Annotated in this window: 15 protein-coding genes; 5 read left to right on the top strand and 10 right to left on the bottom strand. The window is 66.9% G+C overall.

Annotated elements, in window-relative coordinates:
* Positions 1–30 precede the first annotated feature (30 nt).
* From dld to lldP, 4 genes are read right to left on the bottom strand one after another with little or no spacing between them, the layout of a single operon-like run.
* Positions 31–1,737 (bottom strand): D-lactate dehydrogenase, encoded by a 1,707-nt coding sequence (dld, locus tag ARC23_RS07890; RefSeq protein WP_057496746.1) that lies wholly within the window; start codon positions 1,735–1,737, stop codon positions 31–33.
* Positions 1,734–2,873, bottom strand: coding sequence for an FMN-dependent L-lactate dehydrogenase LldD (gene lldD, locus ARC23_RS07885; RefSeq protein WP_057496745.1), 1,140 nt, complete (start codon positions 2,871–2,873; stop codon positions 1,734–1,736). The genes dld and lldD overlap by 4 nt, the downstream gene beginning before the upstream one ends.
* 4 nt (positions 2,874–2,877) lie before the next feature.
* Positions 2,878–3,642: a transcriptional regulator LldR gene (gene lldR, locus ARC23_RS07880; RefSeq protein ID WP_012511377.1), complete on the bottom strand. Its 765-nt coding sequence runs from the start codon at positions 3,640–3,642 to the stop codon at positions 2,878–2,880.
* 53 nt (positions 3,643–3,695) lie between these two features.
* Positions 3,696–5,354, bottom strand: a complete 1,659-nt coding sequence (gene lldP / locus ARC23_RS07875) for an L-lactate permease (protein WP_057496744.1) — start codon at positions 5,352–5,354, stop codon at positions 3,696–3,698.
* 238 nt (positions 5,355–5,592) lie between these two features.
* Between lldP and ARC23_RS07870 the strand changes: the two genes are divergently transcribed.
* Positions 5,593–5,985: a hypothetical protein gene (locus ARC23_RS07870; RefSeq protein ID WP_049422813.1), complete on the top strand. Its 393-nt coding sequence runs from the start codon at positions 5,593–5,595 to the stop codon at positions 5,983–5,985.
* Positions 5,986–6,055: 70 nt separating this feature from the next.
* Here the strand turns inward: ARC23_RS07870 and ARC23_RS07865 are convergent, their stop codons facing one another.
* Positions 6,056–6,505 (bottom strand): MgtC/SapB family protein, encoded by a 450-nt coding sequence (locus ARC23_RS07865; protein WP_057496743.1) that lies wholly within the window; start codon positions 6,503–6,505, stop codon positions 6,056–6,058.
* Between the two features lie 128 nt (positions 6,506–6,633).
* Positions 6,634–7,392: an SDR family NAD(P)-dependent oxidoreductase gene (locus ARC23_RS07860; RefSeq protein WP_057496742.1), complete on the bottom strand. Its 759-nt coding sequence runs from the start codon at positions 7,390–7,392 to the stop codon at positions 6,634–6,636.
* A 172-nt stretch (positions 7,393–7,564) separates the two neighbouring features.
* On the opposite strand from ARC23_RS07860, the gene ARC23_RS07855 reads away from it, so the two are divergent.
* Positions 7,565–8,659, top strand: a complete 1,095-nt coding sequence (locus tag ARC23_RS07855; protein ID WP_057496741.1) for an alkene reductase — start codon at positions 7,565–7,567, stop codon at positions 8,657–8,659.
* A gap of 180 nt (positions 8,660–8,839) precedes the next feature.
* Positions 8,840–9,793: a helix-turn-helix transcriptional regulator gene (locus ARC23_RS07850; protein WP_057496740.1), complete on the top strand. Its 954-nt coding sequence runs from the start codon at positions 8,840–8,842 to the stop codon at positions 9,791–9,793.
* A 124-nt stretch (positions 9,794–9,917) separates the two neighbouring features.
* On the opposite strand, the gene ARC23_RS07845 is transcribed toward ARC23_RS07850, so the two are convergent.
* From ARC23_RS07845 to ARC23_RS07835, 3 genes are all read right to left on the bottom strand, one after another.
* A complete protein-coding gene (locus ARC23_RS07845) occupies positions 9,918–11,828 on the bottom strand; it encodes a CocE/NonD family hydrolase (protein WP_057496739.1) in 1,911 nt (636 codons plus the stop codon).
* A 216-nt stretch (positions 11,829–12,044) separates the two neighbouring features.
* The gene (locus ARC23_RS07840) at positions 12,045–12,431 is read right to left on the bottom strand and encodes a DUF4440 domain-containing protein (protein ID WP_057496738.1); all 387 of its coding nucleotides are present in this window, start codon (positions 12,429–12,431) and stop codon (positions 12,045–12,047) included.
* Positions 12,431–13,789 (bottom strand): MFS transporter, encoded by a 1,359-nt coding sequence (locus tag ARC23_RS07835; RefSeq protein ID WP_057496737.1) that lies wholly within the window; start codon positions 13,787–13,789, stop codon positions 12,431–12,433. The genes ARC23_RS07840 and ARC23_RS07835 overlap by 1 nt, the downstream gene beginning before the upstream one ends.
* 105 nt (positions 13,790–13,894) lie before the next feature.
* Here ARC23_RS07835 and ARC23_RS07830 point away from each other — a divergent pair, with 105 nt between their 5' ends.
* Positions 13,895–14,791, top strand: a complete 897-nt coding sequence (locus tag ARC23_RS07830) for a LysR family transcriptional regulator (protein WP_057496736.1) — start codon at positions 13,895–13,897, stop codon at positions 14,789–14,791.
* 101 nt (positions 14,792–14,892) lie between these two features.
* Here ARC23_RS07830 and ARC23_RS07825 read toward each other — a convergent pair whose 3' ends face one another.
* Positions 14,893–17,688, bottom strand: coding sequence for a beta-glucosidase family protein (locus ARC23_RS07825; protein ID WP_080393049.1), 2,796 nt, complete (start codon positions 17,686–17,688; stop codon positions 14,893–14,895).
* Between the two features lie 337 nt (positions 17,689–18,025).
* On the opposite strand from ARC23_RS07825, the gene ARC23_RS07820 reads away from it, so the two are divergent.
* The gene (locus ARC23_RS07820; protein WP_005410044.1) at positions 18,026–18,460 is read left to right on the top strand and encodes a VOC family protein; all 435 of its coding nucleotides are present in this window, start codon (positions 18,026–18,028) and stop codon (positions 18,458–18,460) included.
* Positions 18,461–18,797: the final 337 nt, after the last annotated feature.

The following is an 18,797-nucleotide window of genomic DNA, read 5'->3' as shown; positions in this document are numbered from 1 at the left end:
CGGCGCTACAGTAAAGCCACGTTGTATCCGTCAATGCCCACTGCAATCGCAGCCACCCCACCCTTTCGCTTTCGAGGTCTGGCCAATGCCCGGATTGAACGTATTGCTCGGGTCGAGCTGCCGGTAGAACCCGGCCAGTGCCGGCTTGGCCGGGTACAGGTGGCCGACGTTGTGCTCGGCCGGATACTCGGCGCCACGCTGGTCCAGCAGCGCCCACATCGCGTGTTCGATCGCCATCGGGTCTTCGCCCTTGCGCGCGATGTAGTCCTGGTGGAACACGTGGCACAGGAAGTGCCCGTAATACAGCTTGTGCAGCAGGCGGCCTTCGATATCGGCCGGCAACTGCTCGAACCAATCCGCATCATCGCGGCGCAGGGCGATGTCCAGCGCGACGATGTCCTGCACTTGGTCGCGATGCACTTCGCGATAGCGGACTGCCGCGCCGGCTACGGCGAAACGATGCAGGAAGGCCTTGCGCCCCTCCTCGGCCGTGCAGTGGAAATAGCCGCCTTCGTGGTCAGCAAAAAAGCCGCGCAACCAGGCATCGGTTTCCGCAGCGTCCTGGGCAGAGACCTTCAGCAACAGGTGATGCTCGTAGCGCTGGCGGAATTCACCCATGCGCTTGGGCAGGTGCGAGGGCAGCAGGCCGGTCAGCACCTGCATCACCCGGTCGGTCACCCCGCGCAGGCCCAGCCGCTCGAACCAGCCGTCAACCCGGCTCTTCAGTGCGAACGCGGCCGGCACACGCGCGGTGCCGAGGCGATCGATCAGCAGGAAACTGTCCTTGCCGTAGCGCTCGCCGATGTCATAGGCATCGCGGTGGATGTATTCGCCGGCAATCGGCAGGCGCTCGAAGCCGGTCAGCAGCTGGCGCCGGATCGCGGTGAGGCTGTCGGTGCAGTTGCTGCCGATATAGAAGACCTCGGCCGCCTCCTTCTCGAAGGTGTCCAGGCGCACCGCGAACACCGCCAGTTTGCCGGCCGAACCGGCCGCTTCGTAATGACGGCTGGGGTCGGCATTGAAGCGCGCCGGGGTATCGGCATCGACCCGGCGCACTTCCTCGGCGTAGCGCGGATCGGAGGCGGCACGGCCGTCACCGTCACCCACGTCGGCAGCACGGTAGTCACCCGCCTGCAGGCGCTGCAGGATCTGCTCGGGCGTATCGCCCAGCGCGATGCCCAGATGGTTGACCAGCTGCAGCTGGCCCTGCGCATCGACCTGCGCAAACAGCGCCAGCTCGGTGTAGGCCGGGCCACGGCGCACAAGCGCGCCACCGGAGTTGTTGCAGATGCCGCCCAGCACCGAGGCGCCGATGCAGGACGAGCCGATCACCGAATGCGGTTCGCGGCCCAGTGGCGCCAGCGTCTGCTCCAGCCGGTCCAGCGTCGCGCCGGGCAGGCACAGCACCTGGCGGCCTTCGTTCAACAGCTGGATGCCGGTCAGGCGCAGCGTGCTGACCAGCACGATCGGACGCCCATAGTCGTTCCCATCCGGGGTCGAGCCACCGGTCAGGCCGGTGTTGGCCGCCTGCAGGATGATTGCCGCCCCGCCCTGCACCGCTGCCTGCAGCACGTGCCACAGTTCCAGCAAGGTACCCGGGCGCACCACCGCCAGTACCGGGCCATCCCCGAAGCGATAGCCGCGACGGAAGCGGCGGGTAGCCTTGTCACCGGTCAGTACATGGCGGCTGCCGACCGCGTCGCGCAACTGTGCCAGCACGGAATCGTGGCTGCTCACGGCAGGCTGACCAGTGAATCGCGACCGATATCGGCGATGCGGCGCGCGCCGGTCAGTGTCATCGCCACGCGCATTTCCTTGGCCATCAGATCCAGCAGGTTGGCCACGCCGGCCTCGCCCTGCGCTGCAAGCGCATAGACGAAGGCACGGCCCAGCAGCACGGTGTCGGCCCCCAGCGCCAGCATGCGCACCACGTCCAGACCGGTGCGGATGCCGGAATCGGCGAGGATCTTCAGGTCGCCCTGCACCGCATCGGCAATCGCCGGCAATGCACGCGCGGTGGACAGCACGCCGTCCAGCTGGCGGCCACCGTGGTTGGAGACCACGATGCCATCGGCGCCGAACTTGACCGCATCACGTGCGTCATCCGGGTCGAGGATGCCCTTGATCACCATCGGGCCCTTCCAGAACTCGCGGATCCACTCCAGGTCCTTCCACGAAATGGACGGATCGAAGTTGCTGCCGAGCCAGCCGATATAGTCCTCCAGCCCGGTCGGATTGCCGCGGTAGGTGGAGATATTGCCAAGGTCGTGCGGGCGGCCGAACAGGCCCACATCCCACGCCCAGTGCGGATGGGTGATGGCCTGGCCGATGCGGCGCAGCGAGGCGTTCGGGCCGCTCATGCCGGAGTGTGCATCGCGGTAGCGCGCACCCGGCACCGGCATGTCCACGGTGAACACCAGCGTGGTCACGCCGGCGGCCTGTGCCCGCTCCAACGCATTGCGCATGAAGCCACGGTCGCGCAACACATACAGCTGGAACCACATCGGCCGCTGGATGGCCGGTGCCACTTCCTCGATCGGGCACACCGATACGGTGGACAGGGTGAACGGGATGCCTCGGCTGTCGGCCGCGCGCGCCGCCTGTACTTCACCGCGCCGGGCATACATGCCGGTCAGGCCGACCGGGGCCAGCGCCACCGGCATTGCCAGCTTTTCGCCGAACAGCTCGGTTTCCAGGCTCAGGTCGGACATGTTGCGCAGGATGCGCTGGCGCAGCGCGATGTCGGACAGGTCGGAAACGTTGCGCTTCAGCGTGTGCTCGGCATACGCGCCGCCATCGATGTAGTGGAACAGGAACGGCGGCAGCCGGCGTTGCGCTGCGGCACGGTAATCGGTGGAGGCGGAGATGATCATGGGGTCAACCGTGTGGGGAAGGCAGGCGCGAGGCCCGCGCGCGCCGGGCTTCGTTGTCATCGAGGGTGCGCAGCGTGGTGTGCACGAACTCGAGGTGGGCATGCGCGGCGGCGCGCGCGCGTTCCGGGTCGCCAGCCAGTACCGCGTCCATCATCTCGCGGTGCTGGTCGGACAGCGGCGAGAAGGTCCTCGCCGAGGTATAGAGCTTTTCGCGGCTCTGCGAGATGTTGGTCTGCAGCAGCTCGAACAGCCCGCGCATCACCTGCAGCAGCACCAGGTTGTGCGAGGCCTCGGCGATGGACAGGTGGAAGGCCGCGTCAGCCTCCGCTTCGCCGGTGGGATCGTCCTTGCCGTGCGCGTCCATCATGGTCTGGAAGGCCTGCGCGATGCGCGCGCGGTCCTCATCGGTGGCGCGCAGCGCCGCATGCCAGGCGGTGGCACCTTCCAGCGCGTGGCGGATCTCCAGCACGTCGAAGCGGTATTCCGGATCGCCCTGGAACAACGGCAGGTACGGCGCCAGCGGCTCATCCAGCGCCTGCCGCGCGCGCGCCGCCGGTTCGGCCACGTAGGTGCCGCCACCGACGCGTGCGGTCAGCAGGCCCTGGCTGGCCAGCTGCGCGATGGCCTCGCGCAGCGCGGTGCGCGAGACCCCCAGCTGCACGGCCAGGGTGCGCTCGGCCGGCAGCCGGTCGCCCGGCTGCAGCCGCTGTTCCTGCACCAGGCCGCGCAGCTGCGCGGCCACCTTGTCGGAAATGCGTTGCGTGCTCATGGCGCCATTGTGGCCCGAAGCACGCAACAGGTGGCCGACCGATCGTGCATGGCTCAGGGGATCATCCAGGTCAGCCAGTAGGCCTGGGCCAGGGTGATCAGGCCGACCATGGTGGTGAAGATCAGGCTGTGCTTGACGGTGAAGCGGAACAGGTCCGACTCCTTGCCGGCCAGGCCGACTGCTGCACAGGCAATGGCAATCGACTGCGGCGAGATCATCTTGCCGGTGACACCGCCGGTGGTGTTGGCCGCCACCAGCAGCACGTCGGACACGCCGATCTGCTGCGCGGTGGTGGCCTGCAGCGCTGAGAACAGCGCATTGGACGAGGTGTCCGAACCGGTCAGGAACACGCCCAGCCAGCCCAGGAACGGCGAGAAGAACGGGAACGCGTCGCCGGTGTGCGCCAATGCCAGCGCCAGCGTCGCCGACAGGCCCGAGTAGTTGGCGATGAAGGCGAACGCGAGCACCATGCCGATCGAATAGATCGGCGTGCGCAGCTCACGCACGGTTTCGCCGAAGGTGCGCAGCGCCGAACGGGCCGGCATGCGCAGCGCGATGATCGCGATCACCGCCGCGAGGATGATCGAGGTGCCGGTGGCCGAGAACCAGTCGAACGTGTAGATCGCCTCATAGCTGAGCGGCGCGTCCACGATCGGCGGCATCTTCTGCACCCTCTGGTCCAGGCCCGGCACCGGGATCTTCAGCACCCAGCTTTCCAGCGGGCCGCCCGCCGCGAACAGCGACTTAAACGGCTTGATGCTCCACAGCGTGACCACCGCGGTGAGGATCAGGAACGGCGACCACGCCTTGGCGATCTGGCCGACGCTGTAGCGCGGCGCCTCCACTGCCTGTGCGGCCGCCTCGGCGCTGGTTTCGGTATCGAAGCGGAAGATCCGCACCGGCTTCCAGCGGCGCAGGAACAGGGTCAGGCAGACCAGCGACGCCAGCGAGGCGGTGATGTCCGGCAGTTCCGGGCCGATGAAGTTGGAGGTCAGATACTGCGCGATGGCGAACGAGCCACCCGCAACCAGCACCGCCGGCCAGGTTTCCCTGATGCCACGCCAGCCATCCATGATGGCCATGATCCAGAACAGCACGATGACGGTCAGGAACGGCAGCTGGCGGCCGGCCATCTGGCCGATCTCGAAGGCATCCAGGCCGGTGACCTGTCCGGCCACGATGATCGGAATGCCCATCGCGCCGAACGCCACCGGCGCGGTGTTGACGATCAGGCACAGGCCGGCGGCGTACAGCGGCTTGAAGCCCAGCCCGACCAGCAATGCTGCGGTGATCGCCACCGGTGCACCGAAACCAGCCGCCCCTTCCAGGAAGGCACCGAACGCGAAGCCGACCATCAGCATCTGCAGGCGCTGGTCTTCGGTCACCGACAGGATCGAAGCGCGGATGATGTCGAACTGCCCGGTCTTGACCGAGACCTTGTAGAGGAACACCGCGCCGATGATGATCCAGGCGATCGGCCACAGGCCGTAGACGAAGCCGAAGCCGGCCGCACCCAGCGCCTGGGTCAACGGCATGCGGTAGAACAGCAGCGCCACGCCAAGCGCGATGGCCACGGTGATCGTTCCGGCCAGCCAGCCCTTCATGCGCAGCACGGCCAGGGCAACGAAGAAGAACGCGATCGGCAGCAGCGCGATCAGGCTGGACAACCACAGGTTGCCGGCGGGGTCGTACAGGTGTTGCCAGGGCTGCATGAAGGCTCTCGACTGGGGACGGGTTCAACACCGCAGGGGTGGGCGGTCATGGGCTCAGCATTATTGGTCGTACCAATAATGGATTTAGGGAGCCACTGGACGCAGATTGAACCGCTGATTGCGCGAAGAGCCTATTAGACCATAGGGCTAGAATCAATTATTGGTACGACCATTTAAGACGGTTGAGACAGTGGCGCGCATCCACCACACTGGATCCTGCCCCATCTCTGGTACACGAATGACACTCGCCCCCACCCGCGACCTGCAGTCCATGCAGCAACAGGCAGCTGACTGCCTGGCCGGCTACGCTGAAGCGAACCTTCTCAATCATGCAGGCTTGGATGCGCTCATCGCCCACCTGCGCGCATATCCGGATTCGGGCGAACCCATGGCCCTGCCAGACTGGGATCAGGCAGGCTCAGAGCTTCAGATCGCGGGTCGAGGCGATCCATTGCCGCCATCTCTGTTGGGGCAGATCGCCACAGACAAGCACGAGGAGTTGAATGACCTGATCTGTTCCTGCGTTGAAGTGGGAATCGCAGATCTGTACGGCGCTACGACGGATGTTCCTGACCAGATGCTGGCCAGAGCACTGGCCATCCTGCAGCGCAACACTTCGCAGCAGACCTGACTGCTTCAACTCCGCCTTGGAATCACGTTCAGATCCCCCGAAGGGACTCTGATCCCACTCCCTCAACCCCTTAGATCTTCTTCTCCAACCGCCGCATCACCGCCAGCACCAGCACGCACAGCACGCTGACCCCGATGGCGATCACGTACTTGCTGATCCCCACCGCAATCCCGATGGCCGCCGCCATGATCAACGAGCTGGCTGTGGTCAGGCCGCTGACCTGGTCCTCGCGTGAGCCGCGCAGGATGGTGCCGGCGGCCACGAAACCAACACAGGCCACCACCGCCTCGATGAGACGCACCGGATCAACCTGCAGCAGGTCGCGGTAGCGCTCCTGCTGGAAATGCTCGGCCACCGAATCACCGAGGCCAACGATCAACGCGGCGGCCCCCGCTATCAGCATGTGCGTGCGCAGGCCAGCGGCGTGCTTGCCCATCTCGCGTTCGATGCCAAGCACGCCGCCGAACAGCATTGCCGTTGCCACGCGCAGCAGGATCGAGACGTCCTGGGTAAGTTCCATGGGAAAGCTCCGGGATTTTCCCGGAGCGTCGCGCGGCAGCCGTGGCATGACGGTGAAGGCGGCACCACAGCCCGTTCACCCGGTAGCACCGGGCCACGCCCGGCGTCACCCCGCCTGCGATCACCGCCTCACTGCGCCAGGTAGCCCCCATCGATGGCGTAATAGGTTCCGGTCGCGAACGAGGCATCGTCGCTGGCCAGCCAGGCCACCAGTGCCGCCACTTCCTCGGCAGTGCCCAGCCGCTTCAACGCGTGGCGGCCTTCCAGGGTGGCGCGCACCTTCGCGTCCATCTTTTCCAGCAGCGGTGTACTGATGAATCCCGGGCCGACCGCATTCACCCGGATACCGTCGCCCGCATGCTCCCAGGCAGCGGTCTGGGTCAGCCCGACCACGCCATGCTTGGCCGCCACATATGCAGTGGAACCGGCATAGCCCACCTGGCCCAGGATCGAAGCCATGTTGATGATGCTGCCGCCGCTGCCGGACGCACGCATCGCCTGGATCTGCGCACGCTGGCACAGGAACACACTGGTCAGGTTCACGTCGATCACGCGCTGCCAGCCATCGACCGGATAGTCGCCACTGCTGGCTGCAGGCCCGCTGATGCCGGCGTTGTTGACCGCGATATGCACGCCGCCGAGTTCCTTCACCGTGCGCTGCACTGCGGCCTCCACCGCCGCGTCATCGGTGACGTCCAGCGCGATGCCGATGGCCTGTGCACCGTGCGCCTGCAACTGCGCGACAGTGGCATCCACCGCATCCTGCTTGAGATCCCAGACCGAGATCCGGGCACCGGACGCAGCCAGCGTCTGCGCCACCGCAAGGCCGATGCCGGAGACGCCGCCGGTCACGATCGCGGTCTTTCCGGTGAGCTGGTAATCGATCATCTGTGTTCTCCACGTGTTGTCAATCGAAGCGGAATGCACCCGCCTGGACAGCACGCTACGCCCCGACGTGTTACGACCGTGGCATATACAGAGCCTGCAACGATCCTTTCCATCGCTGCAACGCGTTCGCACCTATGCTCAGGTCACGCATCTCCTCCCCATGGAATTCCCGATGACGACCCCTGCCGCCGATCTGCTGTTCACGCCCACCCGCCTCGGTGATATCGCCGTAGCCAACCGCATCGCGATGGCGCCCCTGACGCGCAACCGTGCCCTGCCCGACCGCGTCCCCTCACCGCTGGCAGTCACCTATTACCGGCAACGTGCCAGCGCCGGCCTGATCATCGCCGAGGCCACGCAGATCAGCCCGCTCGGCCAGGGCTATCTGGACACCCCGGGCATCTACAGCCGTGACCAGGTCGCCGCCTGGAAAACGGTCACCGATGCAGTGCACGCCGAGGGCGGACGCATCGTGCTGCAGCTCTGGCACGTGGGCCGCATTTCCCACACCAGCCTGCTGCCGGAAGGCGAAGTGCCAGTGGCGCCCAGCGCGATCCGTGCCCATGGCAAGACCTTCACCGCCAACGGTTTCGAAGATGTATCCGAGCCCCGCGCGCTGGGCATCGAAGAGATCCCGGCGCTCATCGAGGACTTCCGGACTGCCGCCCGCAATGCGATCGACGCCGGATTCGATGGCGTGGAAGTGCACGCGGCCAATGGCTACCTGATCGACCAGTTCCTGCGCGACGGCAGCAACCATCGTGACGATGCCTACGGCGGCAGCATCGAGAACCGCACGCGCCTGCTGTTCGAAGTAGTCAGCGCAGTGGCCGAAGCCATCGGCCCAGCCCGTACCGGCGTGCGCCTGTCGCCGGTCACGCCGGTCAACGACGCGCAGGACAGCGACCCGCAGCCGCTGTTCAATCGTGCGGTGGAACGCCTGGATGCGATTGACGGGCTGGCCTTCATCCATGTCATCGAAGGCGCCACCGGTGGTGACCGTGACAACATCGCGTTCGACTACGCGGGCCTGCGCGCTCGCTTCCGCGGCCGGTGGATCGCCAACAACGGCTACGATGCCGCACGCGCCGGCGAGGCCGTAGCCAGCGGCTACGCTGACATGGTCGCCTTCGGCCGACCCTTCATCGCCAATCCGGATCTGGTCGCACGCCTGCGCACCGGTGCGCCGCTGGCCGAGCTGGATGCGGACACGCTGTACGGCGGCGGCGAACACGGCTATACCGATTACCCACCGTTGGACCGCTGAGTTCAATGCGGTGCCTGCCCGGTTCCGGGCAGGCACCGGAGCCGGCAGTTTGGCCGTTTGGATCCCTGTTTTTGGCCACCCGGCCCCTCATCGAGGCGGCAGCAGCAGCGAAAATAGCGCGATGTCACGCGAAGGGCGAGCGTGCACCGACGCCCCGTTTTCCTTGCCGAGCGCCGAGCGATGTCCCGATATTTCACCTTTGCCGATTACCGTCGTTTCGGCCAGCGCCATGGCTTCGATTACCGCGCTGATCCGGAACACCTGCGCGAGGACCAGTGGGCCGGTCGCGGCGAGGTCAACGAACAGTTCATGCGCGGGGGCATGAGCCTGATCGCCTCTGACGTGCATAACCGGTTCCCCTATGTGGCGACCGCGCAGCAGCGTCCCGGGCTCGCCATCCGCGTGATGCTGCAGGGGCAGGTTGATGTGCGTATCCCGCGACGCGGTGCATTCACCCTGCGTGCCGGTACCGCGATGACCGCCCAGCATCGCGACCAGATCGAGATGACCGGCGCGCACCCCGGCCAGATGCGCATGCGCGGGGTCAGCGTGATCGTGCCAGCGGGAATCGATGCGGAGGTTTTCCGGATGCCACCGCTGGAAAAGGCGCTCGACACGCACCTGGAATGCCGTCACTGGGCCATCCCCCACGCCATGTTGCCGGTGCTGGGCCAGTTGTTCGACCGCCCGTGGCAGGACGGCATCGATGCCTTGTGGCGCGAGGGCGTGGCACTGCAGCTGCTGGCGCTCGGCCTGCAGGCCGAGGATCTGCAGGCCGACCCGGTGCGCACGCTGCGCGCCGGCCAGCGCGAGCGCCTGGAGCGCGTGCGCAGCTACCTGCATGACGACCCCAGCCATGCCCACAGTCTGGTCGAACTGGCCCGGCTGGCGTGCATGAGCCCCAGCTCGCTGCGCCGCCACTTCGCCCAGCAGTACGGAAGCTCGGTGTTCGACTACCTGCACGAGCAGCGCATGCGCCATGCCGAGCAGGGGCTGCGCGAAAACGGATGGTCCGTCGAACAGGCTGCCGCCGCCAGCGGCTACCGCCACCCCAGCAACTTCGCCGCCGCCTTCCGCAAACGCTTCGGCCTGGTCCCCAGCCGCTGGCGCACCGGTCCCTCGAAGGTGGGGTAGCAGCTCCTGCCTCGGCAGGTGTCGACCTTGGTCGACACGCTCCCACGCCATCGCCGATGCCGGCCAGCGGCCGGCACTACCACGTGCTGCCGGGCATCGCGCACCCGGCGTCATCCTCTCCGCCTCAGTACACCGGCAGATCGATGTAGCTGGCCTGCGCTGCACTGTGCCAGACCCGCTGCGTGGCCTTCTGGTAATCGCCCGGCTTGGCCAGGTAGATGTTGGGCACGTAGGTCTGCGGATTGCGGTCATACAGTGGGAACAGGCTGGACTGCACCTGCACCATCACCCGATGCCCCTTCTGGAAGGTGTGGTTGGCGTTGGGCAGGTCGAAGCGGTACGGCAGCACCTGGTTGGCCGCCAGCGGCTTCGGATCGCTGAAGCTTTCGCGGTAGCGGCCACGGAAGATCGCCAGCGACACCGGCAGCTCATAGCCCCCCATCTCCGGCGTCGACGCCTCCTGGTCCGGATACACGTCGATCAGCTTCACCACCCAGTCGCTGTCGGTGCCACTGGTCGAGGCCTGCAGGTGCACCACCGGCGCGCCGCCGATGCGCAGCGGCGCGGTCAGCGGTTCGGTGATGAAGGTCAGCACGTCCGGGCGGCCATCAACGAATCGCTGGTCCTTGACCAGCCAGGTGGTCCACATGTCGCGGTCGCCGAAGCGGACCGGGCGCGGCACGAACGGCACCGGCTTGGCCGGGTCGGACACGTATTCCTCGAAGTCACCCTCGCCCGCCGCCGGCGCCTGGAACGCCAGCTTGCCGCCGGCGCGCAGGTACAGCGGCTTGCTGCTGGCGGCACAGCCCTTGTCACAGCTGCGCGGCCAACCCTTCAAGCGGTCCCAGTGGTTCTCGCCGGTGTTGTAGACCAGCACCGGCGGTGTGTCGGCCTTGGGCGCGCCCTCCACCAGATACTGGTCGAAGAACGGCTTGAGCACATCGCGACGGAACTGCAGCGCGGTATCGCCATCGAACTTCAGCGCACCCAGTTCGCTGCCGCTGTAGTTGACCTGGCTGTGCCGCCACGGGCCCATCACCAGGTAATTGCGGTTGTTGCCGCTGTCGCGCCCTTCCATCGCCTGGTAGGCGTGGTTGGCGCCCCACATGTCTTCCTGGTCCCACAGGCCCTGCAGCCACATGGTCGGCACCTTCAACGGTGTTTTCGCCATCACCGCATCCAGCGCCTGGCCCTGCCAGAAGCCGTCATAGGCCGGGTGCTCGACCAGCTTCTTCCACCAGGTCAGCTGGTCCACGCCGGTGAAGCGCGCGTAGTCGCCGGCCGAACCGAGGCGCAGGAAAGTGCTGTAGTCGTCGTAGCCCAGGCTGGGCAGCGGCGTGCCCTTGCCGCGCTTCTCGGTCTGCATTGCGAAGTAGTTGAAATTGACCTGGCGGAACGCACCGTAGTTGAGCCAGTCGTCACCCATCCAGCCATCGACCATCGGGCTCTGCGGCGCGGCCACCTTCAGCGCCGGATGCGGATCGGTCAGCGCCATCACCACGGTGAAGCCCTCATACGATGAACCCAGCATGCCGACCTTGCCGTTGCTCTCCGGCACGTTCTTGACCAGCCAGTCGATGGTGTCCCACGCATCGGTGGAGTGGTCCACCTTGGTGTTGTTCAACGGCCCGCGCAGTGGCCGGGTCATCACGTAATCGCCTTCGGAGCCGTACTTGCCACGGATGTCCTGGAACACGCGGATGTAACCGCCGTCGACAAACACCTCGTCGCCCTGCGGCAGCAGGTCGCGCATGCGCGGCGAATCACTGCGGCTGGCGCGACCGGCAGCGTCATAGGGCGTGCGGGTCAGCAGGATCGGCGCGTTGCGGGCACCCTTGGGCACCACGATCACCGTATACAGCTTGGTGCCATCACGCATCGGCACCATCACCACGCGTTTGTCGTAGTCACGACCGACATCGGGGGCAACGAAGGGCTTGCCGCTGATGTCCGGGGTCATCGGCGGGGTATCGGCGGCCAGCACGGTGCTGGACAGGCAAAGGGCAATGGCTACAGCGACGGCACGCACACGCATGGACAACCCCTCCCGGCAGGAAAGCTTCAAGCCTACTCCTGCCCTGCGCCGTGAAGTGTGTGCAGGCTTTGCATTCTGGGGTGGATGCAGGCAGGACTGATGGCACATGTGCGGCCGATGTGGGAGCAGTGCGTCCTGTAGAGCCGAGCCCACGCTCGGCTCAGACCGCCGCGACCTACCCGACGAGCAGCCGAGCGTAGGCTCGGCTCTATAACATCAGGCCACCACCACCTCATGCAGTGCCAGCCAGCGCCAGCGACCCTCTTCCTGCCGCAGCACCGCCAGCGATTCGCGCCATGTGGGCTGACCGTCATCGATCGAATGCCCTTCGCGATAGCGCAGCACTGCCAGCGGCAACGGCACATCCACCGCCTGCACGGCGTCGATGGAAATCTGCAGACCTGGACGCGCGCCATAGCCCCCCACGAACAGCGCCTGCACGGCCTGCCGATCCAATCGGCGACCAGCGATGCCGACCATGCTGAAGTCCGCGCAGAAATGCGTCATCAGGTCCTCCAGCGCGTCCGCACCAACCTCGGCCCGGAACCAGGCCTGCAGTTTTTCGTGCAGGTGGTGGATTTCATGCTCTGCGGTGGTATCCATCAGGTGTTCTCCGGTTGCGAAAAGGTGATCTTCTGCGGCCTACGCAGCAATGCCATCGGTAGCAGGGTCAGCAGAGCGGCCAGACCCAGCGCCATGCCGGTGGCCTGGGCCGGCAGCCATTGCATGGCCAATGCCAGCAGCAGCGCGATGGCCGCAGTTCCGAGGCAGAAACTGAGCTGGCGGTTGAGGTTCCAGAGAGCGCTGGCATCACCCAGCGCCTCCCCCTTCACGCCCTGGAAGGCCAGCGTCTGCGCGGTACTGCTGCACAGGCTGCCGCCAGCGCCCATCAGTGCGAACAACAGCCCGGCCAACGCGAAGGCCGGCTGCGGCAGCAGCGCCATCAGCAGCAGGCCGCTGGCCTGCAGCAGCATCCCGGCGCGCAGTACCGTGGCCGGGCCGAAGCGAGCCAGCAGGCGCTTGCTGGCCGTGATCGCAATGGCCGATGCCAGCGCCCACGGCAGCATCAACGCGCCGATGCGTGCCGCGCTGTAACCGGCCTGGTGCAGCTGCAGGGTACTGACCAGCTGGCTGCCGATGAACACACCGGGTACGGCCAGGTAAACCAGCATCGCCAGGCGCAGGCCGCGATGGGACAGCAGCGACCAGCGCAGCAGGGGCTGCGCCTGCTGCCGTGCATGCCGCAGGTGGGCCGCCGCCAACAGCATTGCAATCAACAGCAGTACGGCACCGGCGGCGCGATGGCCGGGTTCACCCAGCCAGGTCAGCGCCAACAGCAACGCGCCAAGCGCCAGCATCGCGGTAGACAGCGCATAGGCCTGCAGGCGCGGCGCACTGCGCGCGCCATCGGCCGGCATCCACGCCAGCACCAGGCCGATCGCCACCACGGCCAGCGGCAGGCTGGCCCAGAGCACACCGCGCCAGGACAACCACTGCACCAGCAATCCGCCCAGCGCGGGCGCCAGTGCCGGCACCAGCAGCGCCACCAGCAGGATGCGCCGGGTCAGCGCGCCACGCTGCTCGGGCGTGCATTGGCGGTAGGCCGCCGCCTGCGCCACCGGAATCAGCAGGCCACCGGCCAGCCCCTGCAGCAGGCGCCAGCCCAGCAGCCAGCCGATCCCCGGTGCGGTGCCGGCCAGCGCAGCGGCAACCGCGAACAACAGCAACGCCACCAGCAGCAGGCGACGCTCGCCACAGCGCGCGGCCAGCCACGGCGCCAGCGGAATCACCACGCTCAGGCCCAGCATGTAGGCGGTGCCAACCCAGGCCAGGGTACCGATGTCAGCATGCAGCTCGGCCGCCAGTGCCGGATAGGCGACCGTGGCGATGAACATGTTGACCAGATCCAGGGCGAACACCAGCAGGAAGATCGCCTCATGGCGCAGGCGGGGGGACGGCATCGGCGGCGCTCCAGCGGAGAAGCTGCCAGCATGCCGTGCGGGCCTTGTTGGAAAAACACGACGACAGCTGCAACACTGTCAAATCTGTTTTGACAATGGACCGCCATGGTCAGCCTCGACCGCTTCGATATCTTCCGCGCCGTGGTCGAGGCCGGCAGCCTGACCGCCGCCGCCGATCGCCTCGGCCTGAGCCGCGCGGTGGTCAGCTTCAACCTGAAGCGGCTGGAACAGGAGCTGGGCGTGACCCTGCTGTTGCGCAGTACCCGCCACCTGGCCCTGACCGAGGCCGGCGAACAGTTCCTGCAGCACTGCGTGCAGGCACTGGATGCCGCACAGGCAGCGATCGATGCCGCGCGCCGCGACCAGCAACAGCTGCAGGGCGTGCTGCGCCTAACCACCACACCGGAGTACGCCCAGCTACGCTTGATTCCTGCGTTGGAGGCGTTCCGTGCGCGGCACCCGGCACTGCAGCTGCACCTGTCGACCTCACCGGCACCGGCCGACCTGATTCCCGAGCGCTTCGACCTGGCGATCCGCCTCGGCCGCTTGCCGGACTCGGGCCTGCATGCCAGCGAACTGGAACGCCACCCACTGTGCGCGGTAGCGGCTCCGTCCCTGCTGGCACGCCTGCCCTCTGCCGATGCTGCCGATGACCCCGTGCAGCTGGGTTCCCTACCCCGCCTGGGCTATCCGCGTCTGGCCGACGTGCCGGTGGTGGCACCGGATGGCAGCGACGCCTTGTTCGCCACCAACCCCGGCAACGCGGTGGTGCGCGTGGATGGCGCCAGCAGCCTGCGCGCCTTCGCCGTGGCCGGTGCCGGCGTGACCGTGCTGCCACGCTGGCTGATCGAAGACGACCTGGCCCAGGACCGGCTGCGCCCGGTGCTGCGCCAGCACCGCTTCCCGCAGCAGAGCGTCTATGCCGTCTACCCGCACAGCACACAGCCCTCACCAAAGGTGCGGCAGCTGATTGATTTCCTGCGCGGGTGGTTTGGCAAATGAAAAAAGGGGACGGAGGGGATTAAGTCGTTTGTGCATAAACGACTTAATCCCCTCCGTCCCCTTTTCCCGACACGGCCCTGTGCGGGCCGTGCCTTCAGGCATCAGCGCAGCACCTGCTCCACCAGCTGCACGTCCACCGTCTGCAGCGGTTCGGCGGCATTGCGCGACAGCTGCACCTGGTAGGTGCCACCGTCGATCTTCCACTGGCGCGCCTGTGCATCGTAATGGGCCAGGGTCTTCGGCTCGGCTTCGATGCGGATGCGGCGCTGTTCACCCGGCTGCAGGGTCACCTTGTCGTAGCCGATCAGGCGGATCGGCGTGGTGCTGCCAGCCGGAAGCTTCAGGTACAGCTGGGCCACGTCGGCACCGGCACGCTTGCCGGTGTTGCGGATGTCGACGCTGGCGACCAGGCGCGAACCTTCCACGCTCACCTTCAGATTTTCATAGGCGAACGAGGTGTAGGACAGGCCATGGCCAAAGGCGAAGGTCGGGGTCAGGCCCTTGGCCGCCATCCACTTGTAGCCGACGTTGGCACCTTCGATATCGAAGTCGAACACATCACCGAACGGCTTGGCCGGCTTGAAGCCCAGGCCATCGATGTGCGGGCGCGGCAGCTGCGATTCATCCACCACCCAGGTCACCGGCAGACGGCCGGAGGGGTTCACCTGGCCGGTCAGCAGCGCAGCAATGCCCTCACCACCGCGGATGCCCGGGTACCAGGCCTGCAGCATCGCCGGCACCTGCGCCAGCCACGGCGTGCGCACCGGGCCGTTGGTTTCCAGTACCAGCACGGTCTTCGGGTTGGCCTTGGCCACGGCCGAGATCAGCGCGTCCTGGTTGTCCGGCAGCTGCATGTCCGGCAGGTCCACCGATTCGGCGGCCCACTGGGTAGCGAACACGATGGCCACGTCGGCCTGCGCGGCGGCCTTGGCCGCAGCGGCGGCATTGGTCCCGTCCACATACTCGATGGTCGCGTCCGGGCGCGCCGCGCGCAGCGATTCCAGCGGCGAGGACGGATGGAAGATCACCGGGCCCGGCCAGGTGGTCGGCATCACGCCCGGAACTGCGTTGGTGCCCTTGGCAGTCACGCCCACCATCGACGAACCACCTCCACCGATCACGCCCTTGTCGGCATGGCCGCCGATGATGACGATGCGCTTCACGCTGTCGGCCAGCGGCAACAGGTTGCCCTCATTGCGCAGCAGCACGCTGCCCTCTTCCACCGTGCGCTGGGCCACGGCGAAGCCAGCCTCGGCATCCACCTTCTGGTGCTGCGGCGGGTTGTCGAAGTTGCCATGCAGGAACATCGTGCGCAGGATGCGCGCGACCATGTCGTTCAGGCGCGCCTGCGGCACCACGCCGCCGTGCACGGCCAGGCGCAGCGGCTCATCGAAGAACACCGCCGCATCGAACACTTCACCGGCCGACTGCTGGTCCAGGCCGGCCAACGCCGCCTTCGAACCACTGTGCACGCCCCCCCAGTCGGACATCACGAAACCGGGGAACTTCCATTCCTGTTTCAGCACCTGGTTCATCAGGTAGCCGTTCTCGCAGCCGTAGGTGCCGTTGATCTTGTTGTACGAGCACATCGCCACGCCGGGGCGGCCGGCTTCGAGCGCGATCTCGAAGGCCAGCAGGTCCGACTCGTGCATGGCCTGTTCGCCGATGCGCACGTCGTGGAAGTTGCGGCGGGTCTCCATGTCATTCAGCGCGAAGTGCTTCATCGAGGAGATCACGTGCTGGCTCTGCACGCCCTGGATCAGCGCGCCGACCATCGAACCGGCCAGCAGCGGATCTTCACCGGCGTATTCAAAATTGCGGCCGTTGCGCGGGTCGCGCTGCAGGTTGACGCTGCCCGACAACAGGATGTTGAAACGCTGCTGCCACGCCTCGCGGCCCATGGTCGCGCCACCAGCGAAGGCAACTTCGCGGTTCCAGCTCGATGCGGTGGACGGGCCCGACGGCATCGCCGTGGCGAAGTCGCCCGGACGGATGCCACCCGGATTGGTCACGCCGACGCCGGCATCGGCCGACTGCTGCGACGGGATGCCCAACCGCGGCACGCCCGGCACGAAGCCGGCCGAACCGACCGCACCTTCCGGCAGCGGACCACCGTCCTTGCCCAGCCCGAAGTAGCTGTGCAGCATCTGGAACTTCTCATCCTCGGTCATCGCCTTCAGCAGCAGCGCGGCGCGCGCGTCGGCGTTGAGGGTGGTGTCCATCCATGGCTTTTCGCCGTGCTTGTCGGCGGCATAGGCCAGGGTCAGCAGGGTGGCACGCAGGCTGCTGCCTTCGATCTTGAACGGTGCGCTGCTGGCGGCCTGGAAGCCGTCGCTGAAGTAGCTGGCATCGGCTTCCAGCGCAACACGCGCCGGATCGAAGCCTGCGGCCTTGGCCGATTCACCGGCCACCGCGCCGAGCAGCACCGTCGGCGCACCCAGCCGCGAGCGGTTGACCAATGCCGGCAACCGGGCGGCACCCGCGCCGGCGTCGGTGTAGACCGCTACGGTGTGGTGGCCATCGTCCAGGCGCAGGTAGTTCAGTCCCGGCTGGTCGGGGCCGGATTCAGCGGCAATCGGCAGCCGCGTCAACAGCGCCTGGCCGCGCTGGGTCTGGCCATCGTCCTTGCCGGCGGCGATGAAGCGGTACTCATAGCCCAGGCCATCGGCCAGCACCTGCAACGGATCGACCTGGCCGATGCCGCGCTGCACCTGGCGCACACTCACCGCATCCACCTTCAGGCTCATCAGCTGCGCGGCCAGGGCCGGCATCGCCTCGGCGTTGGGCGCCTGTTCCAGGGTCAAGACAGTGAATGCGGCGGGGTCGGCCCAGGCCGGGGTGGCCAGTGCGGCGGTCAAGGCCAAAGAGAGTGCAAGCGGCTTTGTAAACGTTTTCATCGGCAGGCGTAATTCCGTTGCCAAGGCAATCGGTCCAGGGAAAGTGCCGCCGAAGGGTGCAGCGTTCATGCCGCGCAGGAGTTGCCAGGCAACATCCTGCAGGCCAAAGGGCGGGCCGGTCTGCGCGCGGGACCCTCCTCCCGGCGTGACAACCTGCCTGCCCGGGCCGCGCAGGGCGACCCAATCATGTGAAGATTGTGCGAGGGCGTTCACACCTGTCAACAGGACCTAAGTCACAGGGGTGTCCTGGCAGCCGGTTATCAGGCCATTACCGGCGGTCATCAGCGGGCCGCGCGGGGCTACTGATAATGGAGATCCCTGGCCACGAACCGAGCCCATGACCGTACACCGCGACTTCGATCATCTGTGGCGCGACCGCTGCGATACATCCAGCCAGCGCGCGCCGCGCGTGCTGATCCGGGTGTTTGTGGCCCCAGGTGAACTGGAGCGCAGCGTGGCTTTCTACGAGCAGCTGCAGGGCGTGGTGGCCGATGCGGGCTTCCCGTTCCCGGAAGCCGGGCTGCGCCTGGCGATGGTCGGTGCGTTCCTGTTGATCGAGGGCAGCGAGACGGCGCTGGCGCCGTTCACTTCGACCACCGGCACGCTGCTGGTCGACGATGTCCGGCCCTATCACGACAAGCTGGTCGCCGCTGGCGCCGAAATCATCTTCCCGCTGCAGGTGGTGCCGACCGGCGCGGCGTTCAACGCGGTGCATCCCGATGGCACGGTGGTCGAGTACGTACATCACCGGCCCGACCCGCACGGGCGGTGAGGGTGCGCCCGGGCTGGGCCCGGCACCCGCGGTAGTGCCGGCCCCTGGCCGGCAACCTCAGAAGCAACAGCCGAAGCAAAAGCGGGCTTCCTGTGGATGGCGGGGTGGGTCCGGTTGCGGGGGACGCCGTGAATCCGTCCCTGGAGGCTCGGTCGCGCTTGTTCGTGTGCGCTGTCCTGCGCACACGGCAAGACCGGGGTTGGGCGTCCTGCCCAACCCGCCCGAGGCATGCCTCGGGCCCATGGCGCTCACGCCCCCGCAACCGGACCCACCCCGCCTTGGAACGATCCCCGCAATCTGCCGGGGTTGGAACCCGTTGCTTGGCAAGGGGCCCCGA

Origin of the sequence: Stenotrophomonas beteli (assembly GCF_001431665.1) — a bacterium.
GTDB classification, from domain to species: domain Bacteria; phylum Pseudomonadota; class Gammaproteobacteria; order Xanthomonadales; family Xanthomonadaceae; genus Stenotrophomonas; species Stenotrophomonas beteli.
This window is presented reverse-complemented; position numbering and strand designations above follow the sequence as displayed.